Source organism: Wolbachia endosymbiont of Mansonella perstans (assembly GCF_020278605.1).
GTDB lineage: Bacteria > Pseudomonadota > Alphaproteobacteria > Rickettsiales > Anaplasmataceae > Wolbachia.
In genome coordinates this window covers 1-19,098 of sequence record NZ_JACZHU010000007.1, presented here as the reverse complement: position 1 = coordinate 19,098, position 19,098 = coordinate 1, and the positions used below count along the sequence as shown (strand labels likewise).

The 19,098-nt window shown below is 36.0% G+C and carries 20 protein-coding genes and 1 pseudogene; 9 read left to right on the top strand and 12 right to left on the bottom strand.

From position 1 onward, the window contains the following. Positions 1 to 358: 358 nt before the first annotated feature. Positions 359 to 565, bottom strand: a complete 207-nt coding sequence (locus IHO13_RS00860) for a hypothetical protein (RefSeq protein ID WP_225537426.1) — start codon at positions 563 to 565, stop codon at positions 359 to 361. A 205-nt stretch (positions 566 to 770) separates the two neighbouring features. Here IHO13_RS00860 and IHO13_RS00855 point away from each other — a divergent pair, with 205 nt between their 5' ends. The 6 genes and pseudogenes from IHO13_RS00855 (at position 771) to IHO13_RS00825 (ending at position 7,408) form a co-directional block, all read left to right on the top strand. Next, positions 771 to 1,010 carry a hypothetical protein gene (locus tag IHO13_RS00855; protein WP_225537424.1) on the top strand — a complete coding sequence of 80 codons (240 nt, stop codon included), beginning with the start codon at positions 771 to 773 and terminating at the stop codon, positions 1,008 to 1,010. Positions 1,011 to 1,091: 81 nt separating this feature from the next. Continuing rightward, positions 1,092 to 1,259, top strand: coding sequence for a hypothetical protein (locus IHO13_RS00850; protein ID WP_225537422.1), 168 nt, complete (start codon positions 1,092 to 1,094; stop codon positions 1,257 to 1,259). A gap of 279 nt (positions 1,260 to 1,538) precedes the next feature. Beyond that, positions 1,539 to 3,917, top strand: a complete 2,379-nt coding sequence (gene gyrB / locus IHO13_RS00845; protein ID WP_225537419.1) for a DNA topoisomerase (ATP-hydrolyzing) subunit B — start codon at positions 1,539 to 1,541, stop codon at positions 3,915 to 3,917. An 80-nt stretch (positions 3,918 to 3,997) separates the two neighbouring features. Beyond that, a pseudogene (locus IHO13_RS00840) lies at positions 3,998 to 5,111 on the top strand (outer membrane protein assembly factor BamB family protein). Next, positions 5,104 to 6,492, top strand: coding sequence for a dihydrolipoyl dehydrogenase (lpdA, locus tag IHO13_RS00830; RefSeq protein ID WP_225537412.1), 1,389 nt, complete (start codon positions 5,104 to 5,106; stop codon positions 6,490 to 6,492). The pseudogene IHO13_RS00840 and the gene lpdA overlap by 8 nt, the downstream one beginning before the upstream one ends. Further along, positions 6,473 to 7,408 (top strand): tyrosine-type recombinase/integrase, encoded by a 936-nt coding sequence (locus tag IHO13_RS00825; RefSeq protein WP_225537410.1) that lies wholly within the window; start codon positions 6,473 to 6,475, stop codon positions 7,406 to 7,408. Before lpdA ends, IHO13_RS00825 begins: the two co-directional genes overlap by 20 nt. A 342-nt stretch (positions 7,409 to 7,750) precedes the next feature. Here the strand turns inward: IHO13_RS00825 and IHO13_RS00820 are convergent, their stop codons facing one another. The 4 genes from IHO13_RS00820 to IHO13_RS00805 form a co-directional block, all read right to left on the bottom strand. Then, on the bottom strand, positions 7,751 to 7,951 hold the full coding sequence (locus IHO13_RS00820; protein WP_225537407.1) for a hypothetical protein: 201 nt from the start codon (positions 7,949 to 7,951) through the stop codon (positions 7,751 to 7,753). A gap of 451 nt (positions 7,952 to 8,402) precedes the next feature. Continuing rightward, positions 8,403 to 8,675: an ankyrin repeat domain-containing protein gene (locus IHO13_RS00815; RefSeq protein ID WP_225537405.1), complete on the bottom strand. Its 273-nt coding sequence runs from the start codon at positions 8,673 to 8,675 to the stop codon at positions 8,403 to 8,405. A gap of 179 nt (positions 8,676 to 8,854) precedes the next feature. After that, a complete protein-coding gene (trxB, locus tag IHO13_RS00810) occupies positions 8,855 to 9,805 on the bottom strand; it encodes a thioredoxin-disulfide reductase (RefSeq protein ID WP_225537402.1) in 951 nt (316 codons plus the stop codon). Further along, positions 9,806 to 10,405, bottom strand: a complete 600-nt coding sequence (locus tag IHO13_RS00805; RefSeq protein WP_225537400.1) for a peroxiredoxin — start codon at positions 10,403 to 10,405, stop codon at positions 9,806 to 9,808. An 876-nt stretch (positions 10,406 to 11,281) separates the two neighbouring features. Here IHO13_RS00805 and IHO13_RS00800 point away from each other — a divergent pair. Next, positions 11,282 to 11,644, top strand: coding sequence for a hypothetical protein (locus IHO13_RS00800; RefSeq protein WP_225537398.1), 363 nt, complete (start codon positions 11,282 to 11,284; stop codon positions 11,642 to 11,644). A gap of 698 nt (positions 11,645 to 12,342) precedes the next feature. On the opposite strand, the gene IHO13_RS00795 is transcribed toward IHO13_RS00800, so the two are convergent. Then, a complete protein-coding gene (locus IHO13_RS00795) occupies positions 12,343 to 12,528 on the bottom strand; it encodes a hypothetical protein (protein WP_225537395.1) in 186 nt (61 codons plus the stop codon). A 263-nt stretch (positions 12,529 to 12,791) separates the two neighbouring features. After that, positions 12,792 to 13,896, bottom strand: a protein-coding gene (gene prfB / locus IHO13_RS00790; protein WP_225537393.1) for a peptide chain release factor 2 whose coding sequence is annotated in 2 segments (ribosomal slippage) — positions 12,792 to 13,820 and positions 13,822 to 13,896 — 1,104 coding nt in all. Because the reading frame shifts where the segments join, the coding sequence is not laid out codon by codon here. A 154-nt stretch (positions 13,897 to 14,050) separates the two neighbouring features. Here prfB and mgtE point away from each other — a divergent pair. Further along, complete coding sequence (gene mgtE / locus IHO13_RS00785; protein ID WP_225537391.1) at positions 14,051 to 15,421, top strand: magnesium transporter; 1,371 nt, start codon at positions 14,051 to 14,053, stop codon at positions 15,419 to 15,421. On the opposite strand, the gene IHO13_RS00780 is transcribed toward mgtE, so the two are convergent. Both IHO13_RS00780 and IHO13_RS00775 read right to left on the bottom strand, forming a co-directional pair. After that, a complete protein-coding gene (locus tag IHO13_RS00780) occupies positions 15,418 to 16,416 on the bottom strand; it encodes a pyruvate dehydrogenase complex E1 component subunit beta (protein ID WP_225537388.1) in 999 nt (332 codons plus the stop codon). The two genes, mgtE and IHO13_RS00780, sit on opposite strands and share 4 nt — an antisense overlap. 199 nt (positions 16,417 to 16,615) lie before the next feature. After that, positions 16,616 to 17,194 (bottom strand): ankyrin repeat domain-containing protein, encoded by a 579-nt coding sequence (locus IHO13_RS00775; protein WP_368666862.1) that lies wholly within the window; start codon positions 17,192 to 17,194, stop codon positions 16,616 to 16,618. A 298-nt stretch (positions 17,195 to 17,492) separates the two neighbouring features. On the opposite strand from IHO13_RS00775, the gene IHO13_RS00770 reads away from it, so the two are divergent. Further along, complete coding sequence (locus tag IHO13_RS00770) at positions 17,493 to 17,663, top strand: hypothetical protein (protein ID WP_225537382.1); 171 nt, start codon at positions 17,493 to 17,495, stop codon at positions 17,661 to 17,663. On the opposite strand, the gene IHO13_RS00765 is transcribed toward IHO13_RS00770, so the two are convergent. The 3 genes from IHO13_RS00765 to IHO13_RS00755 form a co-directional block, all read right to left on the bottom strand. Continuing rightward, positions 17,658 to 17,894 (bottom strand): hypothetical protein, encoded by a 237-nt coding sequence (locus tag IHO13_RS00765; RefSeq protein ID WP_225537380.1) that lies wholly within the window; start codon positions 17,892 to 17,894, stop codon positions 17,658 to 17,660. The two genes, IHO13_RS00770 and IHO13_RS00765, sit on opposite strands and share 6 nt — an antisense overlap. A gap of 312 nt (positions 17,895 to 18,206) precedes the next feature. After that, entirely contained in the window at positions 18,207 to 18,653 is a 447-nt protein-coding gene (locus IHO13_RS00760) for an ankyrin repeat domain-containing protein (protein WP_368666861.1), read from the bottom strand. A gap of 8 nt (positions 18,654 to 18,661) precedes the next feature. Then, positions 18,662 to 18,871 carry a hypothetical protein gene (locus IHO13_RS00755; RefSeq protein ID WP_225537378.1) on the bottom strand — a complete coding sequence of 70 codons (210 nt, stop codon included), beginning with the start codon at positions 18,869 to 18,871 and terminating at the stop codon, positions 18,662 to 18,664. Positions 18,872 to 19,098 lie beyond the last annotated feature (227 nt).

Below are 19,098 nucleotides of genomic sequence, written 5' to 3'. Positions count from 1 at the left end.
ACAGATTGGAAAGTTAACAAATAGCTTCAGTATCGTGATAAGGGGGTTGATAAAGTTTGTCAAGTAGTTTTTTTCGTTTATTGGGTAGCTTTTCTCTATTGTTGTCTGCTCGTTCCTTGTGTAGTGGAATTGGTATTACATAACCTATTTTCTGATTTAGCGTCAAAACTTGCTTCCCTCCTCAAATGCTCCACCTTGCTTCTACCTTTATAATTAAGCTATAGCCTATAAATTTCTTATTTATATTACTTTTATAGTATATTATACTAATATTGAAATAAATATGTAATATGTTAGGTGAAAATAATAACCAACAGCAAGATAGAGCACGTGCTGTGGTAGAAAGAGCACAAAATACTTACCACAATACTGGTAAAATTAAGCGATCTATTGGCATAATTTTATTGGTAAGTATGATTGTCCCATTTGCTCTTCTTATACAGTTCCTTCTGTATTCATGATTAGTAGATTGTTTTTTGAAATCAAGAGAAAATGAAATGAGATTATCGGCTCGGCCAAAAAATATCATCACGGTAATACCAAAAGCTGTTTTGGCTGTATGCATTATTGCCTCCTGTATACTTTTAGCATTGCCTGTGTTATTCCTGTGGCTACTAAACCGGACACTTATTGAAGAAGTGCAGCAGCTTTTTAACTGAATGCAAGAAGCTTAGGAAGAAGAAAGACTACTTCTTATATATGGTTTAGTTGATGTCCTTCCTTTTGTTGCGAAAACCACTCACGATCCAGGCACAGTTTCTAGTATAAATTTGAGTATTGATAAACTTATAGAGAAATATAAAGAGGACCTAAGCAAGGAAGAGTTCCATGCACAGCTAAATAGGGGAAATATAACTGATATTGAAGAGTATATCGAACAGTCAAATGAATTTAAGGCAGATGAAAAATCTAAAGCACTTGAGTGTTTGAAGTTTATCAATAGAACAGGAAATGGTTTCAAAGATAATTATAGTCAGTTAACACTAAAGCAAGCAGCTATTTTGTGTTAGAAAGCTTGCAACGATAAAAACACAGAAACAGAAGACCCAACAGTTCCTTTAAGCAATGGAGATATAAAAAATAGAAAGGATATGTTTGTAAGAGGTCTTACAGATGCAGCAACAACTTATGGCAACCAAGGTCAAAGTTGTGCTGGTGGAACATACAATAAACTATTTAAATATTTAGCTGCTTTGCATCCATCAGTGGTTATCAAGCTGGATGAAAAGAAAGCTAGTGAAATTAGTTGCTGTGGATAGCAAGATAATCAATTAGTAAGTAATTTTATAGAAGAAGCAGAAAAAGCAGTTAGTTAAGAAGTTCAGGATGAAGAACTGAATTTAGATGAATTTATACAAGAAGGATTCGAGCATGTAAAGCAGGTAAAAACAAGTTACCACAACTTCAAGTAAACTCAGTAACTGGTAGTCCAAAACAACAATACAAAAGCCTCTTAACTCTGTAGACTTATTTAAAAATGTTGCTAATCGACATATACAAATGTAATATTAATTAATATTCATGAATAAAGCAATTCCATGGAAAGTAATTACAACGCTGATGCAATAAAAATCTTAAGAGGTCTTGATGCTGTAAGGAAGCGTCCAGGTATGTACATTGGTGATACTGATGATGGGTCTGGTTTGCACCATATGGTATATGAAGTTGTCGACAATGCGATAGATGAGTCTTTAGCTGGGCATTGTAATAAAATTGAGGTTAGCATAAATGAAGATGGCTCAGTATCCGTAACCGACAATGGTCGTGGCATTCCAACTGATATCCACGAAGAAGAAGGAATATCAGCAGCGGAGGTAATAATGACCCAACTGCATTCAGGTGGAAAATTTGATAGCAATACCTATAAAGTTTCTGGTGGATTACATGGTGTTGGAATCTCAGTTGTAAATGCGTTATCAAGCTGGCTGGAGTTAACTATTTGGCGCAACAAGAAAGAACACTTTATGCGCTTTGAAGATGGTGAGTCCATTGAGCCTTTAAGGGTAATAAACGAAAATACAAGCAAAAGGGGGACTAGAGTAACGTTCATGCCATCAATGGAGACTTTTAGTAGTATTGATTTTAGTTACTCTACCCTTGAGAGTCGTATTAGAGAATTGGCATTTTTAAACTCAAATATAGAGATCACTTTGCGTGACCTTCGTAACAAACCGCGTGTAGAGTCTCATTTTAATGATAGTGAACAATCTCAAGATAATTTTGGCACAGCAAATTTTGTACGATATTTAGATAAAAATAAGACGCGTGTTACCAAAATTGCTAGCATGAGAGGTGATACAAAGGATCTCGGCATTAGCGTAGAAGTATCAATGGAGTGGAATGACTCTTACTACGAAAATATGCTGTGCTTTACAAATAATATAAGACAACGAGATGGTGGTACACACTTAGCAGGATTTAGGTCTGCCTTAACTAGATGTATTAACAATTATGCAACTAGAGAAGGGTTTTTGAAAAGGGCAAAAGTGAATTTGGCTGGGGAAGATGTCAGGGAAGGGTTAACCTGTGTTTTATCTCTTAAGATGCCTGATCCTAAGTTTTCTTCACAAACAAAAGATAAGTTGGTCAGTTCTGAAGCGCGCACAGTTGTAGAAAACATAGTTTCTGATAAATTGAGTACAATACTTGAAACTGATCCAAAATTAGCAGCAAGCATAGTAGAAAAAGTCATCAGATCAGCTAAAGGAAGAGAAGCTGCAAGAAAAGCGCGAGAGTTAGTTAAAAACAAAAACACCATTGATATTTCCACTCTACCTGGAAAGCTTGCTGATTGTCAGGAAAAAGTTCCTGAGTTATCGGAATTATTTATAGTAGAGGGTAATTCTGCAGGTGGTACTGCAAAGCAGGGGCGTAATCGTAAAACACAAGCGGTACTTGCTTTAAGGGGGAAAATTCTAAACGTAGAACGTGTAAGTTTAGACCGTATTTTTTCATCCGCAGAAATTGGTTCTTTAATTACTGCAATTGGAGCTGGAATAGGAGGTGAGCATTTTGACATTGATAAAACTAGGTATCATAAAATTATCATTATGACAGATGCAGACGTTGATGGTTCACATATAAGAACTTTAATTCTAACTTTCTTTTTTCGTTATATGCGTGAGGTAATTGAAAGAGGATATTTATATATAGCACAGCCACCTCTTTACAAAGTTACAAAAAATGCTAAAGATACCTATATTAAAGATGACGAAACTTTTGAAGAGTATATAGTAAACTTGGCGGTTAAAAGATTAACATTAAGCGGTACAGATAAAGATTTACGCTTTGCTTTGGACAAATGTCTTAGTATTTCAAACATTAGCAAAAATTATGACAGGGAAATACCACAAAATCTATTGGAGTCACTACTAATTCTAAGCAAAAAGAGTGCCCTATCGTCTGCTAATGAGATATTGAAATATTTAGAGTTAATGTATAACGAATACAATTGGGAAGTAGAAATAAGAGATGAAGAAAGAGAAGTGCATATCTCTAAGTTATTTCAAGGACTAGCAAATAAATATATATTTCCGCTTATCATGCTTGAAAGCAAAGAAATACAAAATATATTGAGTTCTCTTGATGACATAATTGACTTATTTAATGGTGATTCATTTTTAAAGTCACAAGAAACTGAAATAAAAATCAAATCTCCAAGCACACTTGCGAAAATAGTGATGGACTATGGTAAAAAAGGGTTAACTCTGCAGAGATTTAAGGGTCTTGGTGAAATGAATGCCGATCAACTTTGGGAGACCACACTCAATCCTGAAACTAGAACTTTGCTCAAAGTTGAAATAAAAGATTGTGAGGAAGCTGATTCTATATTCTCAGTGTTAATGGGCGATATAGTCGAATCACGCCGTGATTTTATCAATACCAATGCGCTAAATGTGCATGACGTTGATATTTAACTTTTGGTTCAACTTAGAACATTTTCATTGTGGTTAACGACTCTAGTATGTATATTGATAAGTCTTGTTTTCAATAAGTAATGAAAGTAGTAATTGTTATGATAATGTTATTGCGTAGCAGTTACACAATGGAAGGCGAACGAATAACCTTGGTTGATAAAAAATTATCGCAAGGTTATGCGGCTCCAGTGCTTACAGGAAATAGTATCATTTTGGCAGATAAGCACGGCACTTTGTATTTCTTTGATGTTAATAGCTCAAGGGCTCTGAATTCGAAATTGCATCTTCCACATAGAAAGAAAATTGGTAACATGAGCCTATTGTGCCATAGAGGAATTGTTTTCTTTATAGTAAATAACGTTCTGAATCCAATAGATGCAAAAATTGGTGAGGCTCAGTGGGAAAAAGGACTGAGAGCTCCGGTAAGAGGAAAAGCAATAGTAACAAACAATGAACTGATAGTATTAACCATCAATAACTACCTGTATGCGTTTGATATAAAAGATGGCAGCTCCATTTCGACTTATCAAAATGGTATCAATGTGGTTCGTGGTTTATATTCCATATCACCCGCAATTTCCAATGATAAAATAATAGCACTGTTTTCAAATGGTGAATTGATAGCTTTTAACGAAGATGGTAAAAAATTGTGGAGCCAAAAATTGGCTACAAACCTTTTGAACACACAGCTCACAGACGTGACCACTATACCAATAGTGCTTGACGATACTTTAGTAGCTACAAACGATTTTTATATTTATGGTATTGACATAAAATCAAAAAACATTTTGTGGTCAAAGCCATTGCAAGTAAAAAGTGTATCAGACATTGTATCATATTATAGTCCTCTCATTCCTGCAAAGGAGCAAAGAACCTGTGGCAGGATTTTTGTAGTTACTAAAGATAATAAAATAATCGGTGTCGATATACGAAACGGAAAAACAGTCTGGACTTCCGATTTAATAGAAAATACGCAATTGTTTGCTCCAACTATGTATGGTATGCTCATGCTTTATGGGTAACAGTAATAAAGGGTTGGTATTTGCTTTTCCTGAATCTGAAAACACAGGAAAGGCAATTGAAATACCTGGTAATGTGTTTTACACTCCAGTGTTTACCCATGATAAGATATATGTGACAACTGAGGGAAACGGTGTTTATTCTTTAGAAAATAGGTTTGTTTTTTATGACTGATTACGATCTGATTGTTATAGGTGGAGGTCCGGGTGGCTATAAGTGTGCCATTGCTGCTGCAAGGCTTGGATTGAAAGTTGCCTGTATAGATAAAAACAGCATTTTTGGTGGTACGTGTTTGCGAGTTGGATGTATACCCTCTAAAGCTTTACTTCACTCCTCCTATCAGTATTTTCACACGAAAAATGATCTGTCAAAACTTGGCATAAAAGTTAAGGATGCGAGTTTTGATTTAAAAGAAATGTTGGAATACAAGGATGCTAGAGTTCAGGAGCTTGGGAAAGGTATAGAATATCTGTTCAGCTTTCACAAGATCACTAAAATCAACGGACTTGGGAAAATTACCGATTTTGATCAAGGTAATCTTGAAGTTTCAGTTGAAGGCAAGACGTTGAAGACAAAAAATATAGTAATTGCAACCGGTTCTAATGTTATTTCTCTGCCAGGAATTAATATTGACGAGGAAAATATCATTTCATCTACCGGTGGGTTGTCTCTAACTGAAATACCAAAAAAACTTGTCGTGATCGGAGCTGGAGCAATAGGGCTTGAGATGTCTTCTGTATGGAAAAGGCTAGGGTCTGAGGTCACTGTGGTAGAGTTTCTTGATAAAATTGCTGCAGCAATGGATGGAGAATTAAGTAAGTCTCTTCTTTCTAGTCTGCAAAAACAAGGAATAAAATTCTTACTCAGCACTAAAGTTGAGGAGATAAAACAAAATAGTAATTCTCTCAGTGTAAAAGTTTGCTCTGCCCAAGATAACCGAAGAAACACTATAGAGGCAGATAAGGTGCTCATTGCAGTGGGTCGTGAACCATGCACCGAGGGTCTTGGTATCGATGAGAAGATAGAGAAAGATAATCGTGGTTTCATTCAAGTTGACAACAGGTATGAAACTAATATGAAAGGAATATTTGCCATCGGTGACGTAATTGGTGGAGCAATGCTTGCTCATAAAGCAGAAGAAGAAGGAGTGGCAGTTGCAGGGACAATAGCAGGACAGTCACTTCACGTTGACTATGGGATCATACCATCCGTCATTTATATTCACCCTGCGGTTTCTTCAATCGGTAAAACCGAAGAGGAACTGAAAAGTGCCGGTTGCAAATATAAAGTTGGTAAATGCCAATTTGCTGCAAATGGCAGAGCAAAAATCACTGGTGATGCCGAGGGGTTCGTGAAAGTGCTAACTTGCGGTACCACAGATACAATACTAGGTGTACATATCATAGGAGCATATGCTGATACACTAATTAACGAAGCAGCAGTTGCAATGGCATATGGTGCTGCAGCAGAGGATATATATAGAATTTGTCACTCTCACCCTGATATAAACGAAGCTTTTCGAGACGCGTGTATCGATGCCTTCTTTAAAAAGTAACCTTGGTTCAATTATTGGAAATTGGTGTGAATGGCTGAGATGCAATAGATCTTACTCGCCTAACACTTTAGAATCATATATGAGAGACTTGCGAGATCTCATAAATTTCCTCAGCGCTCACATTGGTGGAGAAGTAAATATTGGTTCCTTAGAAAAATTAAGCATATCTGAGCTAAGAAGCTGGCTTAGTTTCCGTTATACAAGAGGTATAAATGCAAGGTCTAACACTCGCGCACTGTCAGCAATCAGAAACTTTTTCAAGTACATAAAAAACAATTATGAAATAAACAATGAGGCTGTATTTTCCTTGTCAAACCCAATTCAGAGAAAAATTTTGCCTAAAGCATTATCAATACCTGATGTAAAAATCCTACTGAAAAAAGTGAAATTATCTGACTTGGGTGAACCCTGGGTAATAAAAAGAGAAGTTGCGATTATTGTTCTGCTATATGGCACAGGCTTAAGAATTAGTGAAGCGCTGAGTCTTAGGGTTGGTGATGTAAGTGGCGAAAGCCTAATAATTACGGGTAAGGAAAACAAACAAAGGCAGGTATTTATTCTTCCGGTAGTAAAAAAGTGCTTACAAGAATATATAAAAGCTTGTCCTTACCTTGGCATTGACAATGAATCACAATATCTCTTTGTGGGGGTAAGAGGGAAAAAATTAGGAAGAACTTATGTTGCTAATCGCTTGCAGAAAGTAAGAAGAATGTTGAACTTGCCGGAAATTTTATCTCCACACGCATTACGTCACAGTTTCGCCACTCATTTGCTTCAAGAAAATGTTGACATAAGGTCAATACAACAACTACTTGGCCATTCAAGCCTGGAAACTACTCAAGTTTACACTCATCTAAATTATCAAGATATTTTTAGTGTGTATAAAAATTTCCAGCAGAATTTGGAAAAGGAATAAAAATCCTTGTAACTTGAGGATTATCGGTAGCACTGCCAGGTCCTATGTCTTTTTCATCTCCTTTGTATAGAAAATACCATGCTAAAAAGGACCCAGTGCAACTGCAGCAAGACAAGCACTTATCTCTGGATAATCCACTATCGTTAAACATGCACCAACAACAAATGCTCCAGATAACATGAAGAAAGTAGAGGCGTAATTTCTACCTGAAGCGCTTGCCTTCGAGGACTTTTGATTTCTATTATCCAGGCCTTTAGTACGAACCGTTCATTCTTTAGTAAAGGTTGATCTACATTATCAGTCATTTCTTGATTAATAGGGGTACCAGTTCTTGCTTGTTGATCAACCTCTCCCTGCTTTTTTTTTCAAACATTCATCTCCTGGTATATCATTCATCCCTGCTAAAGGGCGTTCCATACTTACAGGAAATTTTTTATTTAAATAATTCGTAATAGATTCAATTGGATCACCAACACCTCTCGACGCAGCAGCAACAATTGCATACCTCATGAAGCAATTATCTTCCACTAATTTTTGCATCATCTAAATCCTTTCTATTAACAGTATCAGTTAATCGCTCCTTAAATGGCTAGCTCAACCAATGACTTCAGCTCTTTATTTTGTATTGGCTTTATTTGACTAAAATCCAGCTCATTATGTTTTAAAAGTTTAGTCAGTACTTCGTTTTTATCTTTTGTTATCGTTTGTAAACATAATTTGATGATTAGGCTAAGTGGTGTTTCTATTTCTCCATTTTGGTTTCTCCTCCAGCAGCTAGGGTTAAGCTCTTGATTCAATAGTATTTTCGCTTGGTAGATGTTTCGCTATCAAGGGCATTTAGTAATTGTTTCCCTTTTTGTGCTTTTTGTATTTCTATTATCAAATGTTTAGCACGATTTTGCCTAGCACACTCACTAGGACTTTGGTGTTTCTTATTGGTTATATTAGTGCTTATGTTTGGGTGACTAAGCAAAAGTTGTAACGTTTTCTTTTGTTAAAAGCACATTGCTAAATGTAAAACTGTGTTGTCATTGATTTGTTCACGAATATTAACGTTTATGTTCTGGTCCAGTAGAAATAGCTTGACCATACTATGATATTTCTTTTCCGTCTCCATTCTAGGACATGCGGACAAATTAGTAACTATAGTCATTAATGGTGTATACCCTGCACAAAACGCATTAACGTTTGCATCTTCTTGCAGGGCTTGCTTAAAATCTTCTAGGTTTCCATTATCAATGGCATCAAATAACTCCTTTGTTGGCATACCGAGTGGCTTTTTGGTCCTTTCTGACTCAGCAGTACCTACTCCATTCCTTTACAAAGATATATTAAACCTACCTAATAACCCACTAACATAACTATACAACAAAAAAAGAAAATAGCAATGAACTTCTCTTCCCTATTGAAAAGGGTTATTTATGTATTCCCTATTTTTTTGGCTCTTTACTCACTTGTGCACTCTAAAAACTTCTCTGCGTCAAGCGCAGCCATGCATCCAGTTCCCGCAGCAACTACCGCTTGGCGATATATTTTATCCTGAGCATCACCTGCAGCAAACACCCCTGCCCTACTAGTTAAAGTTGTTCCAGGATTCGTAATTATATAACCCTGCTCATCAATTTCAACAAAGCTCTTAAAAATACCCGTATTTGGTGCATGTCCAATTGCAATGAATACTCCATCCACTTCTAGTTCTTGAACTTTTTTAGTTTCCGTTGATTTTATTGCAATGCCAGTAACTTTCTTTGGATTTTCTTCTCCAAGAATTTGCTCCACGGTATGGTTCCATACTACTTTTATTTTATCATTTCTAAAGAGCCTGTCTTGCATTACTTTTTCTGCTCTTAATTTATCACGCCTGTGTATTAGTACAACTTCTTTAGCAAAATGGGCTAAGAATATTGCTTCTTCAACGGTGGTATTTCCACCACCAACAACAGCTACAACTTTATTTCTAAAAAATGCACCATCGCAAGTTGCACACGCTGAGACCCCGTAACCTTGAAATTTCTTTTCACTCTCCAGGCCAAGCCATCTCGCTTGCGCACCAGATGCAATGATCATTGCATCTGAGTAGTAATTATTAATATCACCAAAAGACCTAAATCTATATTCATTAGAATCCTCAAGCTGCTCAACGCTCTTTATTTCATCGTCTATTACTCTTGCTCCAACCTTCTCTGCATGCAACCTCTTTTGTTCCATTAATTCTGGACCTTGTATTGAAATAAATCCGGGATAATTTTCAACATCCGTAGTAATCATAAGCTGACCACCAGGTTGCATTCCGGTTACTACAATTGGCTCTAAGTTTGCACGTGCTGCATATATAGCAGCAGCATAACCCGCTGCTCCAGACCCAATAATGAGAACTTTTGTACTAAGTTGCCCCATCTATAATTGTTCACTGTATGAGTTTAGATAGTCAGCTACTCCTTCATCACTTGCTTGCATTGCTGGTTTGCCTTTCTTCCATCCTGCTGGACATACTTCACCGTGCTCTTTGTTATGTTTAATTGCATCAACGATTCTAATGAACTCATCAATATTGCGCCCTAGAGGTAAATCATTTATTGATTGATGACGTACAACAAACTGATCATCAATAATGAAAGTTGCTCTTAGAGCAATTGAGTCATCATATAATACTCCATAGTCTCTTGATATAGACTTTTTGATATCAGACACTAAAGTGTAGCTAATCTCTCCAACACCACCATCATTAACTGGGGTCTCTCGCCACCTATGATGTGAGAACTTTGAATCTACACTTACTCCTATAACTTCAACACCGCGTTTTGAAAAATCTTCTATTTTGTTACTAAATGATATTAGCTCAGTTGGGCATACAAAGGTAAAGTCAAGTGGATAGAAAAAAAGGACCACATACTTATCTTTTACGTATTTGCTTAGACAGAAGCTGTCAACTATTTTTCCGTCGGAGAGAACAGCCGGAGCAGTAAAATCAATAGCGGATTTTGTAATAAGATTCATAATTTACCTATTCATTTTAAAACAATTTTAATTTTACACTTTGATAAGCTTACATGCAAGTTTTCTTTAGTTTTAGTTCTATAAAAATTTCCAGACCTGTTGTGACTGTACGAGCATTAGATTTCTTGCATAACCTAAACTAAGCAAAAAGAAGCAAAAGAAACCCGGTTGGTGGCTAGTGATTTATATTAACTTTATAAATTAGCGTTTTTTTATTCTAAACGTCTAATCTAGCTGCTTTTAAACCTCAACTGACCTAAATTTAAATGTTAAGAGATTCACTAAACAGAAAAAAGGCAAAAGAAACCCAGTTAGCTAGTTATTCACTATCTATCTTTTAAATTGGCATTTTTTTATTGTCTTAAACGCTTTAACAAACGCATTTTAGTTATAATAGGTAAAAACCTTGAAAACTTACTAAAGGCATGAGGTACACATAGTGCAAAAAATTAAACAACAGTACGCCAAGTACATTGAGTTTTTGTTGTTTGATCTGTACAGATTGAAGATAAATAATAGCTTCAGTATTGTGATAAAGGTAATGGCAAAAGTTGTCAAGTAGTTTTTTTGTTCCGTAATAACAAAAAATACGGAAGTGAAAGTTTTATTTTAATTTTACTATATTAGTTATTAGTATAATTGGCGTAATCACGAGTATGGTAAAGCCAATGGAAGTTAATTTATCTAAAAAAATAGTGAGAGAGTCTTAATCAAGTATAAAATGGGTTACTAACGCTGGCAAAAACCATCTTGCATCGCTAAGTGGTAGCGCTAAACCAGCTAATACCTGGAAAAAGCTAATCAACGCTCTTCTACTTGTTCCAATTATCGTACCTACTGCTGCAACAATAGCGTCGATTGTGTGTCTACCTTTTTTTGAATGCTGTTAGTGCTCACAAGAACGATTCTAAACTATCCAAAATACTAAAGTTTATAGCTAGAGTCCTAATTTATATTGTCGCTGCTATAATTTTAATCCCGTGTATTATATCAAATCTAATTACTTCACTGATACCTGCGCTTATTTTTTATTACATCAATAGAGATTTCTTCAATCAAAAAGATACAAGTATGGAAGTAAATAAAGTCAAAGTAAAAAGTGAAGAAGAGTACAAAAAACGTATAAAAGAAAAAGCTAATAAATTAGAGCAACAGGACGATACAGATCAGAATCAGCCAGATATAGAAGTAATATCCCGAGTAATGAAAGGTAAACAAGCCATAGATCGGATTGTGTAACAAGGATTGCGGATGACGGTATCAAAGGTGGTAAAGAAATGATATGAACAACTGCAAATGACCAAAATGTTGCTATAAAGGGAATCATTGCTGGAAATCTTCCTGATAAAATAGAAGATTTTGCTACTGGCTTTGGCTTGCAATGTAGCCTTATTGAAGGTGGTGTAGACCTTCAATGTAGTTTTAATGCACGCGCCGAAGCTGACAAGAAGTAGGTAATTGAAAGCCTTAAACAAAGGAGCCAGCACGAACTTTACTCTCCGAAGATGGTGCATATTGTCTATAGAGCAACACAGTAGCACACAAAGAAAATAGGATCTGTGGTCTTGTAGTAATAGTGAGGTTTTATGAACTATATGCTCAAACTAGGACTTCCTGAGCATTTTCATTTACTTTTGTTTCGTTTACTTTGGTGTTAGGTTTTTATATTGCATATGCAATACCAAAAACAGCAAGCCCAACTGCTAACACAGCAATTACAGCTATGCAGCTATAACTGACATTGATAATCCAACATTAGCAACGCCATATCCAATACCTACTGCTAATCCAGCTATAACGCCACAAACAGTACCAATCATTATTGCTTTACTAGTTGCTTGTCAGTTGTCGCACTTTCGTCACTAGTCGAATTTCCTCTTGCTACTCTATTGTCAGATATATCCTTTTCAACTTGAGAAACTTTGTTCTAGCGTACCCTAATCTTCAGCTTCTTTTAAGATAGTCTTAATTTTTCCATGATCACCTTTTTCTATATCGGCAAAAACTTCTTTTTGTATGCCTTGCTCTCTAGCTGCATCTAGAATAGCTTTAATGCTTTGCTGACGATCAAGAATTGTAGTAAGGCCAGGCGATGTTACAGTGCATTTTTCACCACTTGGCATATCCTAAATTACATCTGTATCAGTAAGAATCTTTAGTAAGTCATCTTTGAAACTTCTTTGAGCAAGTCAGCAACGTTACCCTTATCGTTTGTTGTTTCTTATTCATATAATTTCCGTTGTTCCTCTAAACCAGACGTGTAATTACCTCCACAAATACTTGGCTCAAGCGTTACGTATTTTAGTACAAAAGCTAAGAAACAGACTTTTGAAACCCTCATAACGTGTCTTCCAGCTGCGCTTCTGAACGTATATCATAAAAACTCCTAATTTTTATTAGTCAGCACACTAACTATGAAATAGTCTATATTACCATCAAAGACGGAATTTATATTCCCCACTTCATATCCGGTTCTTAAATCTTTCACCATTTGATATGGATGCACAACATATGACCTGATTTGATTTCCCCAGCCTATGTCACATTTCTTGCCGTATTCTTCAGCCATTTCCCGCTCTTTTTTTCCCAGCTCAATTTGGTATAAACGTCCTTTAAGCAATCTCAATGCCTCATGCTTGTTTTGATGCTGGGAACGGCTGTTTTGGCACTGAACTGTGACACCTGTTGGAACATGCGTAATGCGCACTGCACTCTCAGTTTTGTTTACATGTTGACCGCCTGCCCCTGAAGCGCGGTAGGTGTCGATCTTTAGATCTTTCTCATCCACAGCAGTATCAATTGAATCTTCTATCACAGGTGTCACCCCTACGCTTGCAAAACTGGTATGACGTTTGCTGTTTGCATCAAATGGTGATATTCTAACCAGCCTGTGAATACCACTTTCGCTTTTTGCCCATCCATAAGCTTTTTCTCCAACGATTTTTATCGTTGCAGATTTTATGCCAACCGATTCTCCCTCCAATTTTTCTACAACTTCAACTCTAAAGTTGTGATAAATCTCTGCCCACCTCGTATACATACGCATGAGCATTTCAGCCCAATCATTACTCTCTGTTCCTCCAGCTCCTGAGTGAATTTCTAAGAAGCAGTCATTATTATCTGCTTCACCAGTAAATAAAGATTCTGTTTCCTTGCGCTTGATTAATTTCTCTAGCTTCACTAATTCGTTTTCAACTTTAGAGAAAAATTCCTCATCATTCTCATCAATAGCAAATTTCATTAGTCCGATAGCATCATTGTAATCACTTTCTAACTTTGAAAATGATTCCACATCATTTTTGATTTTAGAACATTCTTTTAAAATTTTTTGTGCTTTTTGGTTGTCCTGCCATAGGTCATTACCTGCGGCTTGAGATTCCAGCTCTGCAAGGCGTGATTTCAGTTTTTCTACGTTAAAGACACCTCCTAATCACAGAAATACTTTTATCTAAGCTCTGAAAGTGTTCAAAAATTTCTAAATAGGCTTTCACTATGCTTTAGATTTTAATATATTCACTATCAATAGCAATAACAGTACACAAAACAGAAATTTAACCATATAGTAGTTAATTTAAAATAATCTTATTATACTCTAATATTTAAAAGGATCAAGTATGTATATTTGTTAAGAAGTAAGGTGAAGATATGAATATTGAGATAAATTCCCATTATAGTTTAAATAATAAGGCTATTGATGACCTAATCGAGTCACTTGATAACGAGGAGCTAGAAAACGTTCGCAATATCGTAAAAACAATAGATAGCGTTCAGTTAGCCTATTTTTTATCTACTTCAATCAGTGACCACAGGGAAAAATTAGTTAGTATCCTAGATCAACATTTGTTAAGTGATGCCCTAGTGCATGTAGTACCAGATTTACAAGTGGAGATTATAGAAACATTGGGGGTAGAAAATACGGCAAAGTTACTCACTCTTCTTGATGTAGAAGACATAGTAACCATAGTGAAGGATTTGGATAGAAAATCTATAGAAAATATACTTCACTACTTACCCGATACAACTCAAAAGTTAGTAGAAGAGTTGTTATCATATCCAGAAGAAAGTGCAGGAAGGTTGATACATAAAAACATGGTTATAGCCCCATATTATTGGACGATAACCCAACTAACAGAATTCTTGCGCAACTATAGAAAAATACCAGAAACATTTCATCAGATTTTTGTCATCAACTCAAAATTGGAACCTATAGGTAGTGTTAATTTAAATAAGGTAATATCCCACTCAGGAAAAACAACAATAAGAGAAATAATGAGTCAGGACATAAAAATCATAAAAACTGGTGTAGACCAGGAAGAAGTAGCAAGAATATTTAAAGATTACTCTCTATTATCCGCTCCTGTAGTAAATAAGCGCGGTAAAATCATAGGTGTGATCTTAATCGAAGATGTAATAAAAGTTGTCCAACAAGAAACAGAAGAAGATGTATTGAAAATAAGCGGTGTGCCATCTAAGGCTGACATAAATGCTCCTGTACATAAAACCATAATTCAAAGGCTACCTTGGTTATTGTTTAACCTCTTAGCCGCAACGATATGCTCTATAGTAGTTGGCTTTTTCGATAACGTAATAAAGAGTTTTGTAGTACTGCCAATAGTTATGCCAATAATTGCATCGATGAGCGGAAATGCAGGATCCCAAACAGTAACGCTCACCATCAGAGCAATCGCAACAAAATATTTAACTGAGCAAAATGCAAGCAGAATACTGATAAAAGAGTTTCTAATAGGTCTTATAAATGGGATAATTTTATCTACTATTTCACTCGTAATATTAGCAGTGAGATTTCACAGCTTCAAAGTGGGGATCATTTTTGTAGCCTCCATGATTATGATGTCGATCATTGCAACATTTATTGGAACTTTCATTCCTATAATGCTCCATCGTTTAAAATCTGACCCTGCAGTTTCCTCTTCAATTCTAACATCAGCAACAACCGATATTCTTTCAGCTTTTATATTTCTTGGCCTAGCTACGCTCTTCCTGATAAATAGCTAAGTTTTTCTAAAGCAGACCCAGTGCACAGTGTCAACTATATCTTCCACTTGCGGTAATGCTTTTTTCTCCAGGTTTGCAGCATAGGGTAAGGGAACATCCTTACCTGTTACGCGTACAACTGGAGCATCAAGGTAGTCAAATCCATTCTCCATAACCGCAGCCGAAAGTTCCGCGCCGATTCCTGCAAATGGCCAACCCTCTTCTACGCTGACCAATCTATTAGTTTTCTTGATAGAGTTAATGACAGTTTCAGTGTCAAGTGGCCTTAAGGTTCTTAGGTCAATAACTTCAGCTTCTATGCCTTTACTAGAGAGTAAATCTGCTGCATTTAAAGCATCCATTAATTGCAGTGAGAAAGCAGTGATAGTTACATCCTTTCCTTCTCGTATAACAGCAGCTTTGCCTATCTCAAGTAAATAGTCTTTATTCGATAGCTCAGAGTCAGGAACTTCGTGCTCATGTCCATAAGCGATCTCGTTTTCTAGAAATATCACTGGGTCTGGATCACGAATTGCAGCTTTAAGCAGGCCCCTGCAATCGGAGGCAAAATAAGGTGCTATTACTTTTAATCCTGGTACATGCGAATACCAAGATGCAAAGCATTGAGAGTGTTGCGCAGCAACTCTCGCTGCAGCACCATTTGGTCCACGAAATACTATAGGGCATCCAAGTTGTCCACCTGACATATAATTTGTTTTTGCTGCAGAATTTACAATTTGATCGATAGCCTGCATAGAAAAATTAAAAGTCATAAACTCGACGATTGGCCTAAGTCCAGCAAACGCTGCTCCAATAGCAAGACCAGCAAATCCATGTTCGGTAATGGGTGTATCAATCACCCTATTTTTTCCAAATTCTTCCAGCAATCCTTTCGTGACTTTATAAGCACCGTCATATTCTGCGACTTCCTCTCCCATAATAAACACATCAGGGTCGTTTTGCATTTCTTCTCTGATTGCTGTGCATAAAGCTTCTCTTACGCTTAAAGTTGCCATTTATAAACTTTTATAGATTAACTAGGATACTATATCAAAATTGCCAGGGGCTAGTAAAGCAGATATTGCCACAAATTAAACCTTACTAACACCATGTTGCACCAAGCCTTGAATAGCCACTCCTTTCAATTCGGTAGTAGGCTTTGATACCATGATGTAATGCAGCCAGCTATTAATACAAATATCGCGTGAGTTGCGATCATTGGAAGAACAGATAAGCTGAAACAATGCTAAGTACTACTAACATAGCTGCAAGATTTACGGAAGCAATTTTTAAGAAACAAGGTTGTCTTTTTTCTGCTTTTTCTAGTGATACTTCATTTTCTAATGACACTTCACTTGTTTGAGAATGCTGACTTTTTGTTTCCTTTAATACATCCCTATCTAAGTCTTTTTTACTCTTAGTTTTTTCTTGCAAAAGTTCTATTATCTTGCTGTTATGTCTGCTCTCAACAAAAAATAAAGGAGTATATCCACCGTTATCTCGTGCTTCAAGATTTGCTTCATTTTCTAATAAATACTTTATTGACTTTGCACTATTGCAGGCAGCAACGATATGCAAAGGAGTAAGTCCACCTTGATCTGTTATTTCAATACCCATTCCGCTTTTTGTTAGATGCTTTACCACGTCTAAGATATTATGTGCAGCAACTTTACGTGAAAGAGTAAAAAATGCATCCTTATCCCGTACTTTAGCTGATTTGTTTCCTATTGAACGTTTTACTGCCTTTGCGTAGCCGCGTTTGACAGCGGAAGTAAGTTCATTTTTATGTTTGATTACATAACTTATTAATTTGGGTTGATTTTTGTTGTTGTAGTGTCGTTTCTACTTTTATTCCATGCGCGTACTTTTGGCTTTACTGTCATTAATTTCCTTTAATCTTACTACTGTATAATTTCATAAAGAGGTTAAATTTATTTATATGCTATATTTAGCTTGCAGCCAACAAGGCTCGTTTCCGTTACCAGACTCTAAAAGATGAAGCTAGATTACTCCAAGTTAAACTTCACAAACCTTGTTGTTGTCTGGACTTTGAATATTCGCCTCTTTCAATTTAGTGGTGGGTTTTGACATTGTGTATGTAATACCACTAGCTGCCAACGCAAGTGTTACAGAAGTTACAATTATTGATAGAACAGACAGTCTTGAAACAATACTAAGGACAGAACCCATCATTGACGTGGCTACAAGGCCTAAGTATGCAATTTTTGGCAACGGTGGCTTTTTTTCTACTTTTTTTTTATGACACTTCACTCGTTTGAGAATGCTGATTTTTGTTCTTTTCTAATTCGCTGTTAAGCGTTGCATTTTCACTTTTCAGATCTTCTATTTTTTGTCTCAGCGATTTATTCTCTTCATCGAGTTTATTAAGTGCCTCCTGATTAGTCTCATGACTGGTTAAGAAATCCTTTAATTCTTTTAGATCCTTTTGAGTTTTTTTCAGCTTTTCCTCAGCCTGTTTTAATTCTTCGTCCAATCTTCCAATTCTTGGATTCGACTATCTCTGTCACTTAACTTTTCCAGAGTATCATCTAATTGTTGTTGTGTATTAGTCTGTTGTCTCTTTAACTGATTCGCTTACTTACTTAACCTTTCAATTTCACTTTCTAAATCTTTCTTCTCTTGAGCTAATCTATTCAATTGATCATTTAATTCCCTTTCGTGCTTGCTTGAAAAGTTCACAACTGCAGCAACATTTTCCTGCGACTTCTTTAACTTATTTTCTAATTCCCTAATAGATGTGGTCTCGGATTGTCCTGACTCTAGACTACTGTAACTACTGACGCTTTCATCTATAGAATTGCGTCGTTCTAAGTGAGGATCTATAACATTTGCGGGTGCAGAAAGTTACATTACCCACATTTGCAGTTAAGCTTGCCTGAGTTTTATGATTATTCTGAGCTAAATGATAGCAACCTCTCCCTTCAATCTTTATGTTAAGATCTTTTGCTTTCTTCAGCGAATAATTTTTTTCTGCTATCTCCAACATTTCTACTAAGGTATTCTTGTTTGACGCATCACCGACCATATCTTTTGGAGTCTTATTTTTACTTTTTAATAAAGGATTCACTCGATCATCTTTTAGCAACTGCTCTACCATGTTTTTATGACCATAGGAAGCAGCAATATGTAGAGCAGTTGGTCCATCATCTTTAGATCCATCTTTCACTCGAGTGTTAACATTCACTTTCTTTTTTAGTAGAAGTTCCACTATCAACAGATTGTCGTATGCCACAGCAAGATTTAATAATGTCCAACTTTTTGCAGCTTCTTCTGAAATTTTATGCCAAATTGATACTCTTTACTAAATTCTTTATCAAACTTGTTATATTCTACTATATCTTTCTCTTTTAACTCATTTTTTACTCTTCCAAGTAGATTATCCTCACTCAGATTCTTATTCTTGCTGACATTTTTTATTATTTCAAAAAACCTTTTCTTCTCTATTGCCATAACTCTTCCCTCTCATGTTTATTTATCATTGCCATATAGTTGCATAAAAAGGTTAAATTTATTGAAATTCTATATTTTATCTAAAAAATAGTCATAAACACTTTCTTGTATTCCCCTATCGAAGTAGATACAAGCTTGCACCCAGAAAAAAGAATGACGTTATCCCAGTGCCTCCTTTTTTCGTCATTCCAGTACTTGATACTAGGATCTACCATATTAAACATCAA